General features: G+C 50.2%; 20 protein-coding genes. 7 read left to right on the top strand and 13 right to left on the bottom strand.

Annotated features, from left to right (window positions below):
* Nucleotides 1–8: 8 nt before the first annotated feature.
* Nucleotides 9–722: a hypothetical protein gene (locus ACO0LL_RS14205; protein ID WP_422951504.1), complete on the bottom strand. Its 714-nt coding sequence runs from the start codon at nt 720–722 to the stop codon at nt 9–11.
* Nucleotides 723–975: 253 nt separating this feature from the next.
* Here ACO0LL_RS14205 and ACO0LL_RS14200 point away from each other — a divergent pair, with 253 nt between their 5' ends.
* The 5 genes from ACO0LL_RS14200 to ACO0LL_RS14180 all read left to right on the top strand — a co-directional run bounded on the left by ACO0LL_RS14200 (nt 976) and on the right by ACO0LL_RS14180 (nt 5521).
* Nucleotides 976–1821, top strand: a complete 846-nt coding sequence (locus ACO0LL_RS14200) for an undecaprenyl-diphosphate phosphatase (protein ID WP_422951503.1) — start codon at nt 976–978, stop codon at nt 1819–1821.
* Nucleotides 1822–1884: 63 nt separating this feature from the next.
* Complete coding sequence (recQ, locus tag ACO0LL_RS14195; protein WP_422951615.1) at nt 1885–3738, top strand: DNA helicase RecQ; 1854 nt, start codon at nt 1885–1887, stop codon at nt 3736–3738.
* 221 nt (nt 3739–3959) lie between these two features.
* Complete coding sequence (locus ACO0LL_RS14190) at nt 3960–4430, top strand: hypothetical protein (protein ID WP_422951502.1); 471 nt, start codon at nt 3960–3962, stop codon at nt 4428–4430.
* A 117-nt stretch (nt 4431–4547) separates the two neighbouring features.
* Complete coding sequence (locus ACO0LL_RS14185) at nt 4548–5102, top strand: hypothetical protein (RefSeq protein ID WP_422951501.1); 555 nt, start codon at nt 4548–4550, stop codon at nt 5100–5102.
* Nucleotides 5103–5122: 20 nt separating this feature from the next.
* Nucleotides 5123–5521 carry a hypothetical protein gene (locus ACO0LL_RS14180; RefSeq protein WP_422951500.1) on the top strand — a complete coding sequence of 133 codons (399 nt, stop codon included), beginning with the start codon at nt 5123–5125 and terminating at the stop codon, nt 5519–5521.
* 79 nt (nt 5522–5600) lie between these two features.
* Here ACO0LL_RS14180 and ACO0LL_RS14175 read toward each other — a convergent pair whose 3' ends face one another.
* The 5 genes from ACO0LL_RS14175 to ACO0LL_RS14155 all read right to left on the bottom strand — a co-directional run bounded on the left by ACO0LL_RS14175 (nt 5601) and on the right by ACO0LL_RS14155 (nt 8080).
* Entirely contained in the window at nt 5601–6005 is a 405-nt protein-coding gene (locus ACO0LL_RS14175) for a hypothetical protein (protein WP_422951499.1), read from the bottom strand.
* A gap of 222 nt (nt 6006–6227) precedes the next feature.
* Entirely contained in the window at nt 6228–6488 is a 261-nt protein-coding gene (locus ACO0LL_RS14170; RefSeq protein WP_422951498.1) for a hypothetical protein, read from the bottom strand.
* Nucleotides 6489–6710: 222 nt separating this feature from the next.
* A complete protein-coding gene (locus ACO0LL_RS14165) occupies nt 6711–7283 on the bottom strand; it encodes a hypothetical protein (protein WP_422951497.1) in 573 nt (190 codons plus the stop codon).
* Nucleotides 7284–7392: 109 nt separating this feature from the next.
* Complete coding sequence (locus ACO0LL_RS14160) at nt 7393–7575, bottom strand: hypothetical protein (RefSeq protein WP_422951496.1); 183 nt, start codon at nt 7573–7575, stop codon at nt 7393–7395.
* 142 nt (nt 7576–7717) lie between these two features.
* On the bottom strand, nt 7718–8080 hold the full coding sequence (locus ACO0LL_RS14155; protein WP_422951495.1) for a plasmid stabilization protein: 363 nt from the start codon (nt 8078–8080) through the stop codon (nt 7718–7720).
* A gap of 256 nt (nt 8081–8336) precedes the next feature.
* Between ACO0LL_RS14155 and ACO0LL_RS14150 the strand changes: the two genes are divergently transcribed.
* Nucleotides 8337–9029: a helix-turn-helix transcriptional regulator gene (locus ACO0LL_RS14150; protein ID WP_422951494.1), complete on the top strand. Its 693-nt coding sequence runs from the start codon at nt 8337–8339 to the stop codon at nt 9027–9029.
* 33 nt (nt 9030–9062) lie between these two features.
* Here ACO0LL_RS14150 and ACO0LL_RS14145 read toward each other — a convergent pair whose 3' ends face one another.
* The 4 genes from ACO0LL_RS14145 to ACO0LL_RS14130 all read right to left on the bottom strand — a co-directional run bounded on the left by ACO0LL_RS14145 (nt 9063) and on the right by ACO0LL_RS14130 (nt 16677).
* On the bottom strand, nt 9063–10805 hold the full coding sequence (locus ACO0LL_RS14145) for a tetratricopeptide repeat protein (RefSeq protein WP_422951493.1): 1743 nt from the start codon (nt 10803–10805) through the stop codon (nt 9063–9065).
* 6 nt (nt 10806–10811) lie between these two features.
* The gene (locus ACO0LL_RS14140; protein WP_422951492.1) at nt 10812–12839 is read right to left on the bottom strand and encodes a tetratricopeptide repeat protein; all 2028 of its coding nucleotides are present in this window, start codon (nt 12837–12839) and stop codon (nt 10812–10814) included.
* Nucleotides 12840–12956: 117 nt separating this feature from the next.
* A complete protein-coding gene (locus ACO0LL_RS14135; RefSeq protein WP_422951491.1) occupies nt 12957–14918 on the bottom strand; it encodes a tetratricopeptide repeat protein in 1962 nt (653 codons plus the stop codon).
* 31 nt (nt 14919–14949) lie between these two features.
* On the bottom strand, nt 14950–16677 hold the full coding sequence (locus ACO0LL_RS14130; protein WP_422951490.1) for a molecular chaperone HscC: 1728 nt from the start codon (nt 16675–16677) through the stop codon (nt 14950–14952).
* 115 nt (nt 16678–16792) lie between these two features.
* Here ACO0LL_RS14130 and ACO0LL_RS14125 point away from each other — a divergent pair, with 115 nt between their 5' ends.
* Nucleotides 16793–16969: a hypothetical protein gene (locus tag ACO0LL_RS14125; protein WP_422951489.1), complete on the top strand. Its 177-nt coding sequence runs from the start codon at nt 16793–16795 to the stop codon at nt 16967–16969.
* On the opposite strand, the gene ACO0LL_RS14120 is transcribed toward ACO0LL_RS14125, so the two are convergent.
* The 3 genes from ACO0LL_RS14120 to ACO0LL_RS14110 all read right to left on the bottom strand — a co-directional run bounded on the left by ACO0LL_RS14120 (nt 16966) and on the right by ACO0LL_RS14110 (nt 20945).
* Entirely contained in the window at nt 16966–18585 is a 1620-nt protein-coding gene (locus ACO0LL_RS14120) for a peroxidase family protein (protein WP_422951488.1), read from the bottom strand. The genes ACO0LL_RS14125 and ACO0LL_RS14120 overlap by 4 nt on opposite strands.
* A 414-nt stretch (nt 18586–18999) precedes the next feature.
* Nucleotides 19000–20712: a thiosulfohydrolase SoxB gene (gene soxB, locus ACO0LL_RS14115; RefSeq protein WP_422951614.1), complete on the bottom strand. Its 1713-nt coding sequence runs from the start codon at nt 20710–20712 to the stop codon at nt 19000–19002.
* Nucleotides 20709–20945, bottom strand: coding sequence for a hypothetical protein (locus tag ACO0LL_RS14110; protein ID WP_422951487.1), 237 nt, complete (start codon nt 20943–20945; stop codon nt 20709–20711). The genes soxB and ACO0LL_RS14110 overlap by 4 nt, the downstream gene beginning before the upstream one ends.
* Nucleotides 20946–21027: the final 82 nt, after the last annotated feature.

Raw genomic sequence — 21027 nt, 5'->3', positions numbered from 1 at the left:
GCTCTTCATTAATGCTCAGGCCTGATCAGCAAACGCCTGCCAGAACCCGAGGTATCGACAATGGAAATACCGTCGGCATGCTCCGTCAATTGCCAGTGCCCGTGAGGCAGACCTATGCGATAGACGGGGTTGCCATCTGCCGCGAATATCGCCAGCCACATGGGCTTGTGTAAAAAGCCATTGGCCACGGTCAGCACATAGGTTTCATTACCAACCTTGAGACTGGCCGCTTCCAGGCGGCGGTAACTTTGCTCACCAGTAAACACCGGCGATATGCTTTCGCTCACCATGAAGCTGCCATTCCTGCTGATCTGCACCTGGTCACGCAGGCTCGCGCTCATTAGGGCACTGTCCGCAGGCGCGTTGCGCGGCAGATGCTGGGCTTTGCTATAGGTGACGATAAATTCCTGCAAACGGGTGGGCACAGTGCCATCTACCTGGATGTGGTGAGCAAACTGCGCCAGATGCTGGTTGGCGTCTGGCAAGCGCCAGACATACTGTTGCCGCACCAGCGTGACTTCAACCTGGTTACTGCGGTATTCCGTCAATACAGTATCTGCGCCGCCGTCCAGACCTGCCGTGGCCTGGGCTGGCGGGGCTGGCATGGTCGTTGTGCTACAGGCACTCAGGCCAAGAATCAAACTCAACACCACAAGCGCGTGCAGGCTGGCAGCGCGGCCATACTGGCAAAATGTGGTATATCGTTTGGGTTGCAGGGACATGCGGTATCAAGCCATCATCATTAAACAAGTCGAAGTATCGCGATGCTTCATTTTAGTGACAATGAAATTAGGCAAAGTACTAAAATACGGTACTTTTGGTGCAGGCTGCTGCCATCTGGCAAATGCTCAGGCATAGTCATACTGCAAACAATTGCACTTGAGCATTGGCACTCAGGAGTAAATTTTCAAGCAGGTGTGACAGGCGACATGCTAAGCTTCGTCCCGACTAAAACTTCCTTATTTTTGTGTTTTTATGGATCTACTACTCGCCGTCAAAGTCATCATCATGGGTATCGTCGAAGGCTTGACGGAATTCTTGCCCATCTCCTCCACCGGCCACCTGATACTGACAGGCAGTTTGCTGAATTTCACCGGCGAGAAACAAAAAGTATTTGAGATCGTCATACAGGCCGGTGCAATTTTTGCAGTGTGCTGGGAATACCGTGCCAAGATAGCCAGTGTCGTAGGCGGCCTGGGCAATGATCCCAAAGCCCGCAAGTTTGCGCTAAACCTCATCGTCGCCTTCTTGCCAGCAGCCGTACTGGGCTTGCTGTTCTCCAAAAAAATCAAGGCTGTCCTGTTTGCACCGGTGCCGGTTGCTCTTGCGTTTATCATAGGCGGCGTCATCATCCTGCTGGTGGAACGCAGGCAGGCAGGTGCTGACGCTCACGACAGCAGCCATGCGCGCATACAAACTGTTGATGACATGAGCCTGCTCGATGCTTTGAAGATAGGCCTGGCGCAATCGCTGGCCCTGATCCCCGGGACCAGCCGTTCTGGTGCGACCATCATAGGCGGCATGCTGTTTGGCCTGTCGCGCAAGGCGGCCACTGAATTTTCGTTCTTCCTGGCGATACCTACGCTGCTGGGTGCCACCGTGTATTCGCTGTACAAGGCGCGTGAAGATTTGTCGATGGCAGACTTGCCCATGTTCAGCCTGGGTACGGTTGCCGCCTTTATCTCGGCATTCTTTTGCGTGCGCTGGTTGCTGCGTTATATCAGCTCGCATAATTTCAATGTGTTTGCCTGGTACCGTATCGCCTTTGGTATCATGATCCTGATTACCGCCTACACTGGCGTGATTACCTGGGCAGACTGATTGGTGACAACTGAAGTGACGACAGAGGTAAGTACCGCAGTGACGACAGCAGTAACTACAGCAGTGACCGCGGGCTATACGCATACAAATACCGGCAGTAATACGGTAGATCAGGCCCTGCACGTATTGCAGACCGTATTTGGCTACCCGGCTTTCCGCTCCCAGCAAGGGCAAATCGTTGAACACGTTGTCAATGGCGGCGATGCCCTGGTGCTGATGCCTACGGGCGGCGGTAAATCTCTGTGCTACCAGATACCGGCCCTGCTGCGCAGTGGCGTGGGCATCGTCGTGTCGCCCCTGATCGCTCTCATGCAAGACCAGGTTGATGCTCTGGCCGAGGTAGGTGTACGTGCTGCCTTTTTGAATTCCACTCAAAGCTTTGATGAAATCCTGGCAGTAGAAAAGAAAATGCGCGAAGGCGATATCGATCTGGTGTATATCGCCCCAGAACGCCTGCTGACCCAACGCTGCCTGGAACTTCTGCAAGTTGTCAACATCGCCCTGTTTGCGATTGACGAGGCGCATTGCGTTTCGCAATGGGGTCATGATTTCCGCCCTGAATACATCAAGCTATCAGCACTGCATGAGCGTTTCCCTAACGTCCCGCGAATTGCCCTGACAGCAACGGCTGACCAGCAAACCCGCGATGAAATCATCCACAGGTTGCAACTCGAAAACGCGATGCAGTTCGTGTCGTCTTTCGACCGCCCGAATATCCGCTACCAGATCGTTGAAAAAGCCAATGGCCGCAAGCAATTGCTGGACTTCATCACGGCCCAGCACAGTGGTGATGCGGGCATCGTGTATTGCCTGTCGCGCAAAAAGGTCGAAGAAACGGCTGAATTTTTGAACGAAAACGGTATTAACTCCTTGCCCTATCATGCCGGTATGGAGTTGACTGACCGCAGCCGCAACCAGGCGCGCTTCCTGCGCGAAGATGGCATCGTCATGTGCGCCACCATTGCCTTTGGCATGGGCATAGACAAACCCGACGTGCGCTTTGTCGCCCATCTGGATTTACCAAAAAGCATAGAAGGCTATTACCAGGAAACTGGCCGTGCTGGCCGCGATGGTGCCAGCGCCAATGCCTGGATGGCGTATGGCTTGCAGGATGTGGTACAGCAGCGCCGCATGATCGACGAGTCAGAAGCCAATGAAACCTTCAAGCGTGTGCAAAGCGTCAAGCTCGAAGCCATGCTGGCCCTGTGCGAAACCCTGAACTGCCGCCGCACCCATATACTGGAATATTTCGGCCAGGCCGCACAGCCCTGCGGCAATTGCGATACCTGCATCAGCCCGCCCAGTTCATTTGATGGCAGTGTGGCTGCGCAAAAAATCCTGTCCACAGTCTATCGTGTAGATCAGCGTTTCGCCGCTGGCCATGTCATCGACATCCTGCGCGGCATTGATACCGAGCGTGTGCAGCAATGGCGGCATGAAAAACTCTCTACCTACGGCATAGGCTCGGACAAGAGCGAAGCTGAATGGCGTGCCTTGTTGCGCCAGTTGATCGCCCTCGGCCTGGTTGCCGTCGATTATGAAAACTATAGCTCGCTAAAACTGACCGAAGCATCCCGCGCCGTATTACGCGGCGAGATCAAGGTCCAGCTACGCCAGTACAAAAAAGCTGAAAAAGCCGTCAAACACAAACGCCAGTCCGCCAAGGACTTTGCTGAGTCTGACCTAGACAGCACAGCACAGACCGTCTTTGACAAACTGCGCTGGTGGCGCGTAGAAACTGCTCGCACCCACAATGTGCCCGCCTATGTCATCTTCCCCGACGCCACCCTGCGCGAAATCGCCCGCCAGCAACCCGCCACCCTGCCCGCTTTGCGGGCCATCTCCGGTGTCGGTGACAAGAAGCTAGAGAGTTATGGCAAAGAGATTATTGAGTTGATAGAAGAGCTGCGCGGGTAACGACAGCGCCCGGCTTATCCCTCTGCGACAGTGTCAATTCAGAGGGAAATTCAGTAAATCTTTTCAGTCTTCACTCATACATTTTCAAAGAAGACGCTGGTTGGGTCACAGGCAGTACAACAACTCGAATTTACCTTAAACTTGATGCCACGGGATTAAGAGGGCATTGATTCTCCATGAGTCAAAGTATGTTGATTTGAACGACTTAAGAAGCTAGTCATATGAAAAATTGTGATATTTATTTGCTGGATAAAATTGCTGGAGATTCATTCTATTTAAACCAGTTAAAAATTTTCCAAAGCGACTTAGTCTTCGATGTAAATTCAACATACGTTGGGTATTTACATATGAATATTCGACGATTAACCGGAGTGGCAATTGTTACTCATTTAAGAAACAATAGAGTTCGTTCTTGGAATATACCTGTTAAATATCGGGACCAGGATTTACTGAGCTTTGAGGAAGTGAATGCGCTCGCACAGCAGTACGCAACTCCTTTGGGTATGAATGTAACCTCCAGGCAGCGTATTGGGGATATTCATTATCCAATGTTTCTTAGTTACTATCTAAACAACGAGTCGAACCAGAGTGATTCAACTGGTGGCAGCATAACAGTCGATCGCCTTGATGGTCACATTTGGACTGCTGAGGAGATGGAGGAATACTTTTATGACTACAATAACCTCATTTAAAAAGCAAGAGAGATGAATTATTTCTGAAAGGGTGAGGTTAAATCTGGCATTCATACATTATCAATCCCACGGGAAAATACGCTCTTCTAATCGTACCAAAATTTAAGCTAGCAGATCATGGCTACATCCATTAATTCTTTTACGTTCTTGCCCGATATATTGGCACAGATACCTTCTGGTAGGATGGACTCTTCTTTCGAAAATTCGGTGGTCAGTTTTTTGTCCAAATTGGAAATGGGGGATGCATGGGAACTCATCAATGCATTACTTATTAGCCCGCGAGCAACAACGTGGGCATTAGGCTTGCGAGTAGTTCGAAGAGGCGTAAAAGACAAAGAGTTGCTACAAAAAGTAATTGCTCTTTGTTTTTCTGTTGAAAGATTTTCTGAATTACGGCTTTGGTATGCAGCCATACTTGCCCGGTATCCGATGACTGGATTTGTTTCGCTGTTGAGAAAGGAGATGTTGAAAAAAGCGGATATCGGCTTTAATGCCCGTCATATTCGAGCGCTGGAAATGCATAAGGCAAAAGGGTGTAAAAGCAAAAAGGAAGGATTGGAAAAATTGCTTGAATTACAGCAATTGCTGCTTCACAGGTCTGATATTGATGCATTGCCAACTTGGCGAGCGATTATGTTCTGCTCATCCTTTCCTGTGCGCAATTACGATTAGCTGGCGATTAAGGAATTTCTATGAGTTCAACTGCATACTTAATAGTAGCTGAGTCTGTTCCATATGAAGAGCTAAGAGCGTTTATGCTTGAGCGTGGAGGAGAGGAGGTTCGAGCAATAGCTAAAGATGTTTATGAATTCTTTGTACCACTTAAAGAGGGATATTTAATCATATATGCAGAACCTAATTATGTCCCCAAAATATTTGACGAATTTGATCAAAATGAATGGGATCTGATTACAAAAAAGCTGGGTGCAGTGGCTAAAATGCTTCTTGAAATTGATGTATCTGGAGACGCTGAACCGTCAGAATACTATCGAATAGCTTCTGATTTTTGCAAAAATTGGCCATCGGTATTTCAAGACGTTGGCGAAGATATACTTACTTATGAAGAGATTAGAGAAAGAATTTTGATGTAGTAGTTTCCAGAAAGTAGGGATAAGGTCTGACATCCATACATTTCCAATCCAGCAAGCGATTTCGCAGCGTTAATGGTAACTACTCGGGCTCGGTATCGATTGCACTCCTCAACCAAAAACATTCCCCCACGTCTGGTAATTCACGAACGACAAAGCCGCATCTTTCCAGTACACGGCGTAATTTCAGGTTGGGTCTGGCACAGTGTACGGCGTGCACACGCCATTCCAGAAACTGTAAACCTTCGCGTTGCGCATAGCGGCTGGCCAATGATGCCAGCGCGGGTAATGCACCTTCGCCGCCGCCATCGACATGCGCAAGTTCCAGAATGAGGGTGTCGCCAGACACACAAAAGCGGCCCAGCATGTTAGCTGAGCCGGCCTTGAAGACCAGAGCTTCGTCACTGAGTATGATGGATTGCATCAGTTCAGCAGAAAGGTTCAGGATTTCGTTGGTGGTGTAGCCTTCCAGCAGTATGTTTGACATGGATTTGATGGATGATCAATATTGGTTAAAGATCATAACAAAGTTCAGCCAGCCGGGGTCGCGGTGATGTGCTGGTCATCTTCGTAGATTGTCTCACAGCGTGCATTTGTGCCTGAGCAGTTGTGACTGGCTCAGGATTGGGGCATGCAGTTTGTAGTACTCTGCAGGCCAGCAGCCATACTTTGTGCTGATGGCACGGATAATGAAAAAATGAACCTTGCCCTAATCCAGCTCAGCCAGTATCGCATCTATTTTCATTTTCGCATCGCGGATAACGGCAAGCCTGGCTTCGGTTTCGCTATTTGCCTTGAAGGGGCCGCTGAACTGCTGGGCAATTTCCAGTCCTTGCGCGCCATACTTTTGTACTTCGCCACTGGCAGACCAGTGGCCGTCAGGCCGGGGGAAGGCGATTACAAAAATATCATAATTCTTGTAATGCATGCTTGGCGTTCGCTCTAGGGTGGTATGAAGTCTGCTGTTCATGATTGCTCCTGATAGTGTGCCCTGTGCCTGAAAAACGGGAAGCCGCGTTTGATTGAACCAGGCAACTGGGCCGGACACTGCATGCGGACAAGGATGTTTATTCGCTTGCAGTGGTGCATTGATGATAAATTAATCATGAATTAGCGGTGGATTTGTGGTGCAAGAATAATGCAGAAATTGCCTGACAAATTAGTGCATGCAGTTAGTGATATGCCCACTGATCTACCAATATTCAAACACTGCCAGCACTCTGACGCCTCTGTGGGCTGCACCGCGCAAGCGCAATGCGCCTTTATCACTGAACCGGTATTCCAGCCATAGATGATCACTGCCAGCCTGAGAATAGCGCAAACCAAACTTGGACAAAGTGCCTGGCTTTTCTTGTCTGGCAGGAGTTGCAGACTGGCTGTAATACTCTCTTGTCACACGGGTATATAAGTCAGATCCATTCGCCGGTTGCGCATTGCCCGCATTGCCGCTTCTGCCAGCAAGCTGCGCGTCAGCGACGGGAGGAACAGGTGGGCCATTCAAGTCGGGCTGTCCGGATTGTCCAGATTCGAGCACTGCTGTCCGTGATGCTGCAAGCTCTTGCACTGCACCAGCATCGCGCTCAGCAATTGCCTGCTCTTTGGTAACAGCCTGTTCTTTAGCCTGTTCTTTAACCGCTCCTGTGGCGCGGCTCATTTGTTGCCCTGCGCTTTCTCTGCTGACCGACAACCTTGCTTCTTGAGCGCAGGCATATTGTGCGTACATCAAGAGACTGCATAAGGTCAGGCTTAAATAATGAGCGCTCATGATTATCTCTTCACAAACAATGAAGTCAGCAAGACCATGGCCAGGACTCCATACAAAACGAGTTGCGGCGTATTCATGATCTTCCCCTATGCCTGCGTGACTGCTGTGGTTAATTTTCCACCAGGTTCAAATGACCTGGCAACTTGGAGTAAGAACGACCTTGCGGCAATTCTATTCTGATATGGGCATATTCCCATTCAACTTCATTCGCTTCTGCCGCAGCCTTCGCGGTCCGTAATGCAACGAGCAGCCATTGTTGTGCCGGTGCCTTATTGATGCCGATGACAATCATGATTTCACCCATGCAAAGAATGATTTATCTAGTTTTAATTATTTTCTTATCTATTATTTCTTATTTCTTATTTCTTATTTCTTATTTCTTATTTCTTATTTATTATCTATTCCGCACTTATTTCTGTACTTCTTTTTGCGATTTATCCTGCACTTGTATTCGCCTGCCTGTGCCCCCTTGGCCTGTCAACTGCCTGCTCCAGTTCAGCCTTGTTCATGCCCGAGCGGCCCCGGATATTTTTCCTGCGTGCTTCCTGATATAACTGTGCGAAGGTACGACCAGCTACACCACTATGTGAATGAAGCCCGCCGCGCCTCCCTGCGGGCATATCCTGCAGGGAGGTCTTGCTCGCTTGCTTACTCTCGCCATGCTGTGCTCTTTCTTTGTTAACGGTGCGTGCAGCAATTTCTGTAGCCAGGCCGGGCTTGCGGCCACTGTTAATTAAGTTGTCTTTGATATGCTTGAACTGACGCTCTCTTTTTGCGCTCCATGTAGTTCTTGGCATGATCGCTCCTTTATTTTTTTACTTTATTTCCTTAATTAAGCCGCTTTGTTCGCCCTGCATCCATGAGTTGAATAATAGTCCCCCGCTGTCAAGAACAAAATCGGACTAAGACGATAGTTGCGTAAGACTATGCTGACGAAGTTGCTGTAATGCAGTGTGAATAATTTTCCATGCTGCCTGCTGCTGTTGATCAGGTTAAAATTGCATGATTTATAGACACTGACCATCGTGTCTGACCACTCTCACGGATATACACATGTCGCGCACTGAACGCCTGCTACAACTGATGCAAATACTGCGCCGGCATCGCTACCCTGTCAGCGGAGCGGCGCTGTCTCAAGAGTTGGGGATTAGTTTACGTAGCCTGTACCGCGATATCGCTACCCTGCAAAATCAGGGCGCAAAAATTGCCGGTGAAGCTGGCGTAGGCTATGTCTTGCAGCCAGGTTTTACCCTGCCACCCTTGATGTTCACTGAAGAAGAGATTGCCGCCATCGCCCTGGGTTCGCGCTGGGTGGCGCAGCAGGCAGACCATAAACTGGCACTGGCAGCACGCGATGCGCTGGCAAAAATTGCCTCAGTCTTGCCAGCAGAAGCCAGGCTGGAACTGGAGACCAGCGGCCTGTTGATAGGCCCCAGCAGCAAGAACGCGGGCAATGATGAGCAGTTGCGCGAGATACGCCTGGCCATACGCAAGCAACACAAACTGGTACTTGAATATCAGGATGAAACAGGCAAGGCCAGTGAACGCATCATCTGGCCCTGCGCCCTGTCCTTCTTTGATAATCTGCGCATCATCGTCGCCTGGTGCGAATTACGCAATGACTTCCGACACTTTCGCACTGACCGCATACAGGCCTTGCAGGTGGCAAATCAAACTTACCCACGTTCACGCCAGGCTTTGTTGAAAGAATGGCGTGAACAACAGGGTATCAGGGCTGAGCGTTGACTGGTCTGGTTGACTTTCGCAGCCCCCCTGAGCTCATGCCCGGCATCCAGCATACTTTGTCGTCTTGCAAATGACAGCAAGCCGTTCACGTGCAAACTTGACGGTATCACTGGCTGCAGCATATAGCTTGCTGGCCCGATCCAGATCCACTGCTTGTTGTGCCAAACCTTGCTCATAGATTTGCGCCAACAAACTCAGTCCGGCAGGATCATTTTGAGCAGCGCTTCTGGCGGCCCAATAATAAGCCTTTTCTTCATCTTTACGAATGCCCCGCCCGCCGTGCAAATACAGGTCAGCCAGACTGCTTTCTGCACCAGGCTCTTTACCGTCAGCAGCTGCCTGCAACCAATCGACTGACTTTTTTTCGCTATCAAGGATGCCTTGCGCTTTTTCATATAGTCGCGCAAGCTTGAGCTGTGCTTCATGATTCCCTTGCCGGGCTGCTAATTCATAAAAATATAGGGCTTTACTGATATTCGCAGCATCACCGCTGGCATAGTAATTCCCCATCATTAATTGTGATTTAAGATGTCCTTGATCGGCTGCTTTGGCATACATCTCCAACGCACGCATCAGGTTGGCATTAACGCCATTAGCAGGATCAAAAATCCATGCCAGTTGATAAGATGCCTCTCCACTACCTTTATTTGATGCCAGGCCCCAGTAGTAGATAGCTTCATTCACGTCCCTGGTATAACTTCCTTTCCCGCTGAAATACCCATCTCCAGCCTTCATCAATTCAATGACGCTAAGGCGCGTATCCTCCTGATTATGATGAGCAGTATGTAAGGGCTCACGCTTGATCATCATCGCAATTGAGAATACGATGAATAGACAGAATAAAACATACAGGAAGAACATAAACCTCAAATAAGGAGATTCCTTCTTATTGATCGCTGCGTTTGCCGAAACAGTTTCTTGCGCAGAAACTGCTTCCCTTTGTGCAGCTTCATGGCTGGCATACCAAGCTTTTATATTTTCCCTGCTGCTGACCATCATAGTCCACACCGGATACATCTCATGTATGCGCGATATCGTCGGAAGATAATCTGTCAAGTATTCATGACCTGGCTCACGCTCATACCTTGCCTTCAATAACAAGGACCAATAGCGGGAACGGACGCCATGGTCATTTTTATTGAATTCAGACTGCTCAAGCAGTGCGACACTCAATATATGACCAAGCTCACCAAAATTCAGTAAACGCTTCTTGTCACTATCCCATCCAAAATGCTCGCTCACAATTTCAAACAGTTCACCATTTCCAGGTTGCCAGCCTTGTACAAGATATTGCGCCAGTGCTAGTTCAAATGCGAGGCTTGTTTCCATATGGATAAGGCGTGGATCATCAAGTGCCTGTAAAAAACGCCTGTCGACATATGCGTGCTCGTGACTATGTTTGCGCATGTCTTCCAACATGTCGGCGATAAGCTGGCCAGCAATCATAGTAGGATCGCTAGCGTCAGCAAGTGCGGCTCCGGCATCCTGGATTACCGGTTGCTGGTTGCTGAAATCAAGCGTTCCTACTGGCACTGCCACTGCCAGAGTGCTATCACAATTGACCTGCATATCAACAGGAACAGGCTCAGTTTGTTGCGCCTGGTTCTGCATCCATGTCAGTGCCGCTTCAAACGCAAGACGCAGAGCCTGAAATCCTTCAAGATCAGTTTCCAGATTGATGAGTTTCAATTGGCGTGCGTAGACGCGTTTAATGGCACGTTCATCCGCATCTGCAGGCAAATCATATTGAACAAAGAAATCAGGCAGCTTATTCATGGATACTTATTGTGCCTTGGTCACAACAGATACGGTACTGACGCTTACTGACGCAGGTTTGCACTCTGAAAACTCCTGTTTTTTGCATAAGCGCTGCAAACTTTTTTCAGCTTCCTTATCACCATGATCCCTGGCCTTGCCATACCACTTGGCAGCTTCAGCAAGATTGATCTTGTAGGCCCCCAGTCCCTGCTCATGTACCAGACCAAAGTAGCGTTCACCGCTGGCGTCACCATGTGTGGCGCTTAATGAAAACCAGTTGGCGGACTTGACTTCATCCCTGGGAAACCCATACTCCCCACGCAAATGAAACTGCCCCATCAGGGATTCGGAATAGGCAAAGCCCTTCTCGGCGGACGACTTGATAAGGCGCGCAGCTACTGCCCTGTCTGGCTTTATTCCATATCCATGATCTATCATATAAGCCAGCTTGAACTGGCCGAGTGCATCGCCCTGGTCTGCGGCTTTTTTGTAATGTGAAAAGGCTTCCTGGTGATTGGGTTTGTCACCCATGCCATCCATCAAAAGATCGCCGACGATGATGCTGGCTTGCGTATTGCCGAGTTCAGCTGCTCTCAAAAACCACGCATATTGCCGCTGCTTGTCGGCAGGCGCAAATTTGCCGTCACGGTATAGCCAGCCCAGGCGATAAGCAGCTTTGCTGCTATCTTCTCCCGCCAGAGTTTCCAGAGACCGTACAGCCGTCTTGAGATTGCTCTTGTCTTCCTTGCTCAGCGCCAGCAAGACTTCTGCTTTCTCAATTCGCTGCTCCAGCGTCAACCTGGAATCAGGCTTATCGAGATCGAACGGCATCCGGCCTGCTGAAGTAAATTGACCAGGGTCATACTTTGGTGTTGGTCTGTCCCTGCCAGAAAACATGCCAAAAAACACAAAAACAGCAATGAATATCCAATAAGCTGGATGCCCGGTGTTGTCCTCTTTTGGAACATATACCCGTTGGTCACCGATGGGTTCCTGGGAATCAATCTCTTCGGCTACTGCGGACCATTGTGCAAGATTTTCTCTGCTTGTCACCAGCAGCAACCAGGAAAGATAGCTAGCCTGCATATGCCGCAACAAGCTTAGATTCGCTTTCAGGTAATGTAGATGAGGAAATTTTTCTTTTCTGATTTTTGTGATCAGGGCCCATAGTTTTGCGCGGGTCCTTTTATCTTTTCGATAAAACTCAGCAGCATCGGTCAGCGCGCGGTTAATGACACGGCCTGGCCTGCCGAGTTGCAGCAAACGCTGACGGTCTTTTTGCCAGCCAAAATTTTCTACCGCTACATCAAACAATTCACCATTGCCGGGTTGCCAGCCCTGTAACAAATAATCTGCCAGCAAGCCTTCAAAGATCAAGCGTGTTTCCATGTGAAACAGGCGCATATCGTCCAGCAAGGCTGTCAGGTTTTGTCCGGCGAAATCATCTTCACTGTCATCACTGGTTTCACTTGCCTCACTATTAGCACCATCATTTCCACTCTCGCAATGGAGGCGCATTGCCTCCAGCATTTCATTGAAGATTTTCTTTGCGGCTGCTTCCGGGCTGACAATTTCTGTTTTTCCAACGACGACGGTTTCTTGCTGCATTTGTGCAGCAAGAATTGCATCTTCTGCCTGACCCGCTATGGCGGCATCAGGGGCAGGATTTTCATCTTGACCGCCAGCGACCTGAGCGTCCTGAGCGTCCTGAGCGACATCAGCGTTCTCTTGCGACGACATCTCATCAGCGACTGGCGTATCCTGTAATGCAGGAGTAGTTTCCTTATTATCGGCCACACTTGCAATGCCATCGTCTTCCGCCTGCGACAGTACCTGCGACATTGCGTGCAACTGGAATTGCCCTTGAAACTGATCCCTGTAGCGCAACCAGGACAGTGCAGCTTCATATGAATCACGCAAATCCTGAAAACCCTGGAGGTCTTTTTCCTGGTCTATCTGTTTCAGTTTTCGTGCATAGGCACGCTTGACTGCGCGCTCGTCAGCATCGGCGTTTAACTGATTTTCAATAAAGAATAGTGGTGGATTACGCATGAGAATATAGTGTCGGTCAAACTGGTGCTGCTGGTATTTGTTATTGCCCTGGCAGGAGTTGCATCGTCATTTTTGTGTCAAAGAGACGCTCAGGTAGCAGGGCGATAGTTGGCAAGATTACCTCTCCCTGCAATCCATATAAAAACCGGACTGACACAGGCTCTTTAATCTCTTGCCGGCTTCTGCATCCCCTTGCCTGGCTGCCCTGCCATACCATTGTGATGCTGCGAGACGGTCCTGGTTGTAACCACCCAGGCCTTTTTCATTGATGAGCCCAAACATGCGCTGGCCAATTGCATCATTCTGGCGGGCACTCAGCATGAACCAGTAGGCGGCCTTCTCAGTATTGGCATATGCACCGTACAAACCGTTCATGTATATCAGGCCCAACTCACTTTGTGCCACGGCCTGGCCTTTTTCTGCTGCAGCAGTCATCAATTCCAGTGCACGCTTCCGGTCTTTTTTGACGCCAGTACCATCCAGGTACAAATGCGCGAGCTTGATCTGTGCCAGGCTTTGCCCCTGTTCAGCAGCCTTGCTGTACCAGCGTATGGCTTCGTCCATGTTCTTGTTGGTACCACGTCCTTCAAAATAACAATCAGCCACAATGACGACAGCATCCAGATGGCCTTGCTCCGCCGCCTTGGTGAACCACTTAAGAGCCTCAGCATCATCTTGCGCTACCTGCTTGCCATCACGGTACAACCAACCTAGTTGATAGGAGGCTTTGACATTGCCCTCGCTGGACAATTGCGCCAGTTCCTGCACAGCTTTTTGCAGCATTTCTGCACGGTTACCTGCACGGCTTAATGCACGGCTGGCAGCATCAAATCTGGCTGCGGGAGTTGTTGGCACAGCTTGCCTGACTACCGGTGGCGGTGTCACTGTCCTGGCATCTTGTGCGATCAATTGCACGATGAGGAGTGCGACGATACACAAAAATGCAGGTAGGAAGTAGCGCCTCAGGGGCCTGCGCATGGCAGTATAAAACCTGGTTTTCGCTGTGGCCCCACCATCTTCGCCAGGCACTGAAAACGCACCGCCAGTCCCTTCGGCCACCTTGTTGCGCGCCTCGATTTCTGCGGCTTCCTTGAGTGCCTTTGCCCTGGCGACTTCCTGTATTGCCTCAAATTGCGCTTTCCAGATATTGAAATTATCCTTGCTGGTCACCATCCATAACCAGACCGGATACAACTCATCAAGCACCAGTAGTTTTTTAAAATTGGCGACGAGATAGTCCTCGCCCGGATTTTTATCCTGCCTCAGTTTTTTCAACAAGTCCCATTGCGCCTTGCGTAGATTAAGAGGTCTTTGAAAAAATGCCTGCTTTTCTTTATAGGCACGTTCCAGTAAATGGCCACGCCGGCCCAGGCTTAACAGGCGACGCCTGTCCTTGTCCCAGCCAAATATCTCAAAGGCAGCATCAAACAGCTCGCCGTTACCACGTCGCCAGCCTCTGGACAGATAGGCGGCCAACAGTGTTTCAAAGACGTAGCGCGCATAATTGCCCGCCAGGCGCGGGTCTCCCATGGCAAGCCGCAGATGTTTTTCTGCATACGCTTCTTCATCAGCACACTTGAGCATGGCCATGAGCATTTCAGCAAAAACACGCTCAGCCTTGCTGGCAGCCAGTTGCTTGTCACTTTCCTGCACGGCTGGTGCGGCACTGTCCGGTGTTACCATTTCTGTCTGTTCTGCTACAACAGCAACTGGCTTTGCCTCTGTCGTGTGCGTGTCACGTGCTTGCTCTTTTGGTGTCAGTGGACGCACCGGCTCAGCATTATTTCTGGCAGCTTGCTCTTGAAGTACTGCCTTAGGTTGCACAGACGCTGTCTGATTCTGGCTGACTTCATCAGTCGCCTGCTGTACTTGCACGTTAGCTTGCCTCAACCTGCCACTGTCCCTGTGCTTGATCCAGGCCTGGGCTTCTTCATAGGCTTCGCGCAATGCCTGAAAGCCAGGAAGATCCGTTTCCTGGTCTATTTTTTTCAGGTGCTTTGCATAAACACGCTTGATGGAACGTTCGTCAGCATCGTCAGGCAAGCCGTACAAACGAAAAAACGACGGGGTATATTCCATGATTCAATTCACCAGCATCTGCATGCCCACTTTAATTCAGTTGCGGGTCAAAATCAGAATGCAGGTGGCTATCGCTTTCTATGGAATTAAGCATGTCGGAAAATTTCTTCTTGGCCGGATTGATGTGGCGCGGATTCTGCGTTTCCAACACGCCTTCAAACTCGGCTATCTGTACGCTCAACCACGAGCGCAACTCTCCCCGCACCTGCTGGTATATGCGGTCGGCCCTGGCCAGCAGGGTGCGCATTTCCAGCGTATCACGCGGATGCATTTTGATTTTTTCAAGCTCGACAAAACGCTGCCTGATCTCTTCATCAGTAAGCATGCCAGGATTACCCTCAATGATAAGCACATGGCTTTCAGTGCTATTGTTGACATTGGCCCTGACCTCAAGCAAGCCATTGACATCATAGGTAAAACGCACATCGACGGCCTTCTCTTCGTTGCCGTCCGGCTGCAGGGGAACATCAAGCTGGCCGAGCAGGATATTGTCTTTGACCAGGCGGGACTCTCCCTGAAAAATGCGCAGCACCACACTGGATTGACGCGCATCAACAGCACGGTAATGGCCGACACGGCTGACCGGTACCGCCGTATTGCGCTCGATGACAGGCGAAAAATGGCCATCAGACGACTTGCCGTCAGCCAGGCGCATGCAAACCTCTACCCCGAGTGAATAAGGTGCCACGTCTGTCATGACCACTTCTTCCAACGCGGCATCTTTCATCTTCAGGCCAGCCTGGACGGCTGCGCCCATGGCCACGACTTCGTCCGGGTTAATCTCACTGGTAGGGAAGCGGCCAAACATCAGTGTCACCAGGCGTTTGATGACGGGCATGCGGGTTGCCCCACCGGCCAGCACGATACTGTCGAGTTCATTGGCGCGGATATTGGTATCGCGCAGGGCGCGCTCTACCGGTTCGCGCATGCGCTTGAGCAAAGGAGCGCAGAGTTTGTCCAGGGCCTCTTCATCGATATCCATGCTGAGATCATTGCCATCAAGCTGGATTTGCACAGCAGCTTGCTGGTCAGTCGACAAGGCACGTTTGGCGGCCTCGGCAGATGCACCCAGTCTTTGCATGAACATGGGATTATTGCGCAGGCTGCTGGAGAGGCTATTGCGCTGGAAGAACAAATCTACAATCGCATTCGTGACATCTTCACCACCCAGAAAGTTGTCACCGGCAGAGGCGCGCACTTCCATGACCCCTTCAAACAATTCCAGGATGGACACGTCAAAGGTGCCGCCGCCGAGATCAAATACGAGGAAGCGGCTTTCACTATCAAGCTGGTGCATGCCGTAGGCCAGTGCTGCCGCACTGGGTTCATTGAGCAATCTCTCGACTTTCAGGCCAGCCAGCAAACCCGCAGTGCGGGTCGCCTTGCGCTGGGCGTCAGAAAAATAGGCGGGCACGGTGATGACGGCTTCGGTCACCGCTTCCCCCAGAAAAGCTTCAGCATCGGCCTTGAGTGACTTCAATACCAGGGCAGACAACTCTTCGGCACGAAAATCTTTTTGCCCCAGCCTGACTTTCTTGTCGCTACCCATATAGCGCTTGAATACCGAAGCCGTGCGCTCTGGATGGGTCTGCAAACGTTCCCTGGCGGCCTTGCCGACGAGAACAGTACCGTCCTCATCCAGGCTGACGCAGGAAGGTGTAAGCGTCTCGCCAAGACCATTGGGCACCAGTTGCGATTTACCGTCTTTCCAGACAGCTACCAGGCTATTTGTTGTTCCTAAATCAATACCGATGATCATGCCGACACTACTCCCGCGCTGATACCACGCTCAAATCGAATAAAGTGTCATAACATAAACCAAAATTGTTAATTTTTGCGCTTTGCAGAAAAAAAAATTTCAGGGCGATCAAAAAATGATATTCAAAACCAATGCGTTTGACTCCGGAGGTGATAGAGAAAGTCGGGAAATGAAGAAAGCGAAGATTCAGCAACGGCTCCAGCCTTTGCGATCAGGATTGCTGCTGCATCCATGTGACTGGCACGACACATGGATGCAAGAGAGCGAGCAAGCTGCCCTGAAGGTGATTTAAATGAGTTTGGCAAAGGCTAACAGTTGCCAAGCGCTGACATCAACTGCACCATTGTTGGTAAAACTGGAAAACCATGTAGTGTAGTCGTCACGATCAGTATCGCTGGAAATGCTGAGATAGGAATCTTTATCAGCCAGCAAGAGGCCGAAAAAAGTCTCAAGCAAGATCATGCCGCCAACTGGGCCAAGTTGTGCTGCTGGTGCGCATTTTCTTGCGCCTTCTGCATCTGGCACTCCACTCAAAAGATCATCTTCATCGAGTGCCTGCGCTCCGGTTTTACCGCCATTTTTTGCATACCAGCTATCAACCAGTTCCCTTTGCGCTTCTGCCAGCACGTAATACCATAGTGGCGTGTCTCTGACCAGAGATGCAGGTATGCTGGTGTAGCCGTAATCACCATCCTTCTTATCCCTGACCACGAGATATTTTTTATCCAGTGGAGCAAGTCCGAGTGCATTCGCTATCACCTGCCCACTTACCAGACCAAAGATTTCGCCACGCCGCAAATTCAGGTCAGCCAAAGAATTACCTTCGGATATGGCTTGCGGCAAAACGCTAAGTGGATCGACCAGAGCGGTATCAATACGGTAAGCCCATTGCAACCTGTCATCTGCAACATTATTGTTGTGATCCGGTCTTTGTCCGGCTTTGAAGAAATTACCTTCCGGGAAAAACCGCTTCCATTCTATCCAGTGCTTATCAGACAATTTCCCAAATCCTACCAAGCTATTAATGCCTTTTCCTGGCGTAAAGATGAATTGTGGCTCATGTCCTTCATTGAGTTTGTAACCAGTCCTGACCATGGAATGTCCATAGCGATAGGCCGCACCTGCAAACTCGATGGGAATACCGGTCCTGAGGTTGGCAGTGAATAATTTGAATGCCCCCTCACCTTGCGTGTCGAGCCTGTGTCTGAAAGTCTGATAGGTGGCGGGTTCGATTATCCTGGGAAGATAATCCTCGGCGACTATGCGCTGATAAGTCCAGCGTACCAGTTTTCTGGCTTTATGAAACAGTTGGCCTGTTGACAATTGTGGCTGCTCTCTGGAAAGCTTGGCAACGACAGTATTATGAAATTGTATAAAGGCCGCCTGGATATTGCAAACGATGGAATTTTCATCATTTCTTGGGTCACCTATTACGGCCCGCGCTTCCTCGCTGTCGTCGAGTCTTAACAAGTCGTGGCGGTTTGATACGCCAACCAGAACCCGCCCCAACACCAGGCTTGCGCCTTTCCTGACTCCGGCATTCAAATCATCTCTTGTCGCATATAAATAAGGTTGATCATCTGGGCCAGAACCATAGACACAGTCGAGATCCAGTCTCGGTGTACGTAAATTGCTGGCCGCCGCCCTGACATCAAGCAATGAAGATGTGGTGTCAAACGTCAGGTCATGGTCAATAAACTGACCGAGGTAAGTATAACCAGCGGGGACCAGCAAATTTTCCTCCCCATCAGGTTCGTTCGAGGGTTTATCGCCCTGATTACCTATCATGGCCTGAGCCAGTGTTTGCAAATCTTGCGGATTAAAGCCGGTAATGCGCTTTGGAAATAATCTTGTAAATGCAGCCTCTCTTTGTCCCGCTACACCGTGGCTACCTGTTGTGCTTGTCATGTGACCTCCTTGCGAATGGCTAGAACTCACTTCATTAATGGGATGGAATACGCTTGGTAGTGACCTGCAAATATGCAAGGCAGGCGCAGGTCAGGCTGCCTGCCATAAAAACAGCGTGAAAATGGAGTAAAAGGCGGAGATTTGCTCCAGTGGAAGTACATGCTTCAGGGATAGAAATGCAAAGTTAACGCATATTGCCGTTGCATATTAGGCTAATATTTTTTTTAATCAATGGGAAAATAAATATAGATTTGAATATATTTAAATACCATTTTTTGAATGCGGAAATACGGCTTTTTGAAAGAACTTCCTGGAGGCAAGCATATGAACTATGCAGCCCGGTCTTTACCGGGTTTGAAAAAATAGAGATGCAGAAAAGCAGAGGAACGAGTCACCATCCCTCTGATGAAAATCTCAACCCAGCATGCCAGGGTTGCCAGCCACGCCGATCAGGCGTGGTGTATTCAATTTGCGTGGCGTGATCTTTTTATGCGTGCGCAGCCATTGCGCCACCACGTCCCACACCGGCTCGCCCGTGGCACCTTCTGCCACGGGTGCCCAGCCAGCGACCTTATACGTCTTGTTGTCAGCCAGTGGCTGACCGTTCAGGCGCATGTCCTTTATGCGCTTGCCCATGGCGGCTGCCGGTTCTATCGCATAACTCAAGCCACCGACGCGCACCATGTCGCCACCTTGCTGGTAGTAGGGATCGGGGTTGAACAGATTGTCGGCCACATCTTCGAGCACGGTCTTGATGGCTGCACCTGTCATTTCTGTAACGGTGGTATACGAATAGGTCGTGGCGGTCTGGTCCATTACATGTTCCATGGTGATGGCGCTATTCGGCAGCAGGGATGTACCCCAGCGGAAACCGGGTGAAAAAGCGATTTCTGCACCTTTGACTTCCATCAGGGCATCGACAATCAGTTGATCAAAGCTGCCATTGAAATTACCACGACGGTACAAGGCTCCTTCTGTCATCGCCAGTTTTTCAGCCAGCTTTGTAGTGTAAGGTGCACGGATCTTTTGTATGAGCGACTGCATGTCAGCATCTGCTGGCAGAAAGTTGGCAAACACCGGCATTAGCTTGTACTGGAAGCCCTGTATGCGACCTTCTTTCACATCAAAATCGAGTACACCGAGGAACTTGCTATTGCTGCCTGCATTCGTTACCAGGGTCTTGCCGCCGCCATTTTCTACGATGACAGGTGCAGGCATGCCGTCGTGGGTATGCCCACCGAGTATGGCATCAATGCCGCGCACGCGCGAGGCCATCTTGAGATCGACATCCATGCCATTGTGCGATAGGACGACGACCACCTTCGCACCCTTGGCACGCGCCGCATCGACGGTCTTTTGCATATTCTCTTCCTGTATGCCAAAGCTCCATTCGGGCACCAAGTAGCGCGGATTGGCAATGGGGGTATAAGGGAAGGCCTGCCCGATGATGGCGACTGGCACACCATTCATTTCTTTCATGACAAAGGCTTCGAAAACCGGGTCACCAAAATCGGTAGTCTGGATATTTTGTGCGACAAAATCGACCTTGCCCTTGAAATCATTGTCGACAATCTGCTTGACGCGTTTGTCACCGAGCGTCATTTCCCAATGCGCTGTCATGACATTCACGCCCATCTGCAAACAGGCATCGACCATGTCCTGCCCTTTCGTCCACAAGGCCGTGGCTGAGCCTTGCCAGGTATCACCACCATCCAGCAAGAGCGCACCGGGTCGGTTGCCCTTGATGCGCTTGACCAGCGTCGTCAGATGCGCAAAGCCACCGACCTTGCCATAGGTCGCTGCGGCCTGTTCAAAGTTCAGGCAGCTAAAGGCATGGGCTTCTGGCGTATTGGGCTTGATACCGAATTGCCTGAGCAAATGTTCCCCCACCAGATGCGGGCTTTTACCAAATGCCGCACCTATGCCCAGATTGACACTGGGTTCGCGAAAATACAGCGGCAACAACTGCGCATGACAATCGGTGAAATGCATGAGGTGGACATTACCAAAGCGTGGCAGGTCGTAGAGTTTATCTGCAACAGGATTAGCGATGGCAGCCTGCGCATCTATCTGCATGCCACCTGCGGCGGCGATGGCCATTACTTGTAAAAAATCCCGACGATTCAGACCCATGGTGATTTGCTTTCTGATTTTGGTGTTGCTTTGTCGTTGATTTTGACGTTGCTGTTGATTTTGACGTTGCTGTTGATTTTGACGTTGCTGTTGATTCTGAAGTTGTCGTTGTTTTTGACTTTAATCCGCTTGGGACGTAGCAATTTGTGCGTCACAGAAAATGGATCAGAAAGCTTCGTTGTTTGAGCGCAGCGAGTTTCGAAGCTTTCCCATTTTTTGTGATGCACAAATTGTGCTGGAGCGCAGCGTAAGCACCCGAAGGGCAAGTCTGCGGTCGCCTTTCTTTGATTCCTTTCTTTGGCGAAGCAA

It is taken from the genome of Undibacterium sp. TC4M20W (assembly GCF_049340245.1).
Classification (GTDB): domain Bacteria; phylum Pseudomonadota; class Gammaproteobacteria; order Burkholderiales; family Burkholderiaceae_D; genus Undibacterium.
This window is presented reverse-complemented; position numbering and strand designations above follow the sequence as displayed.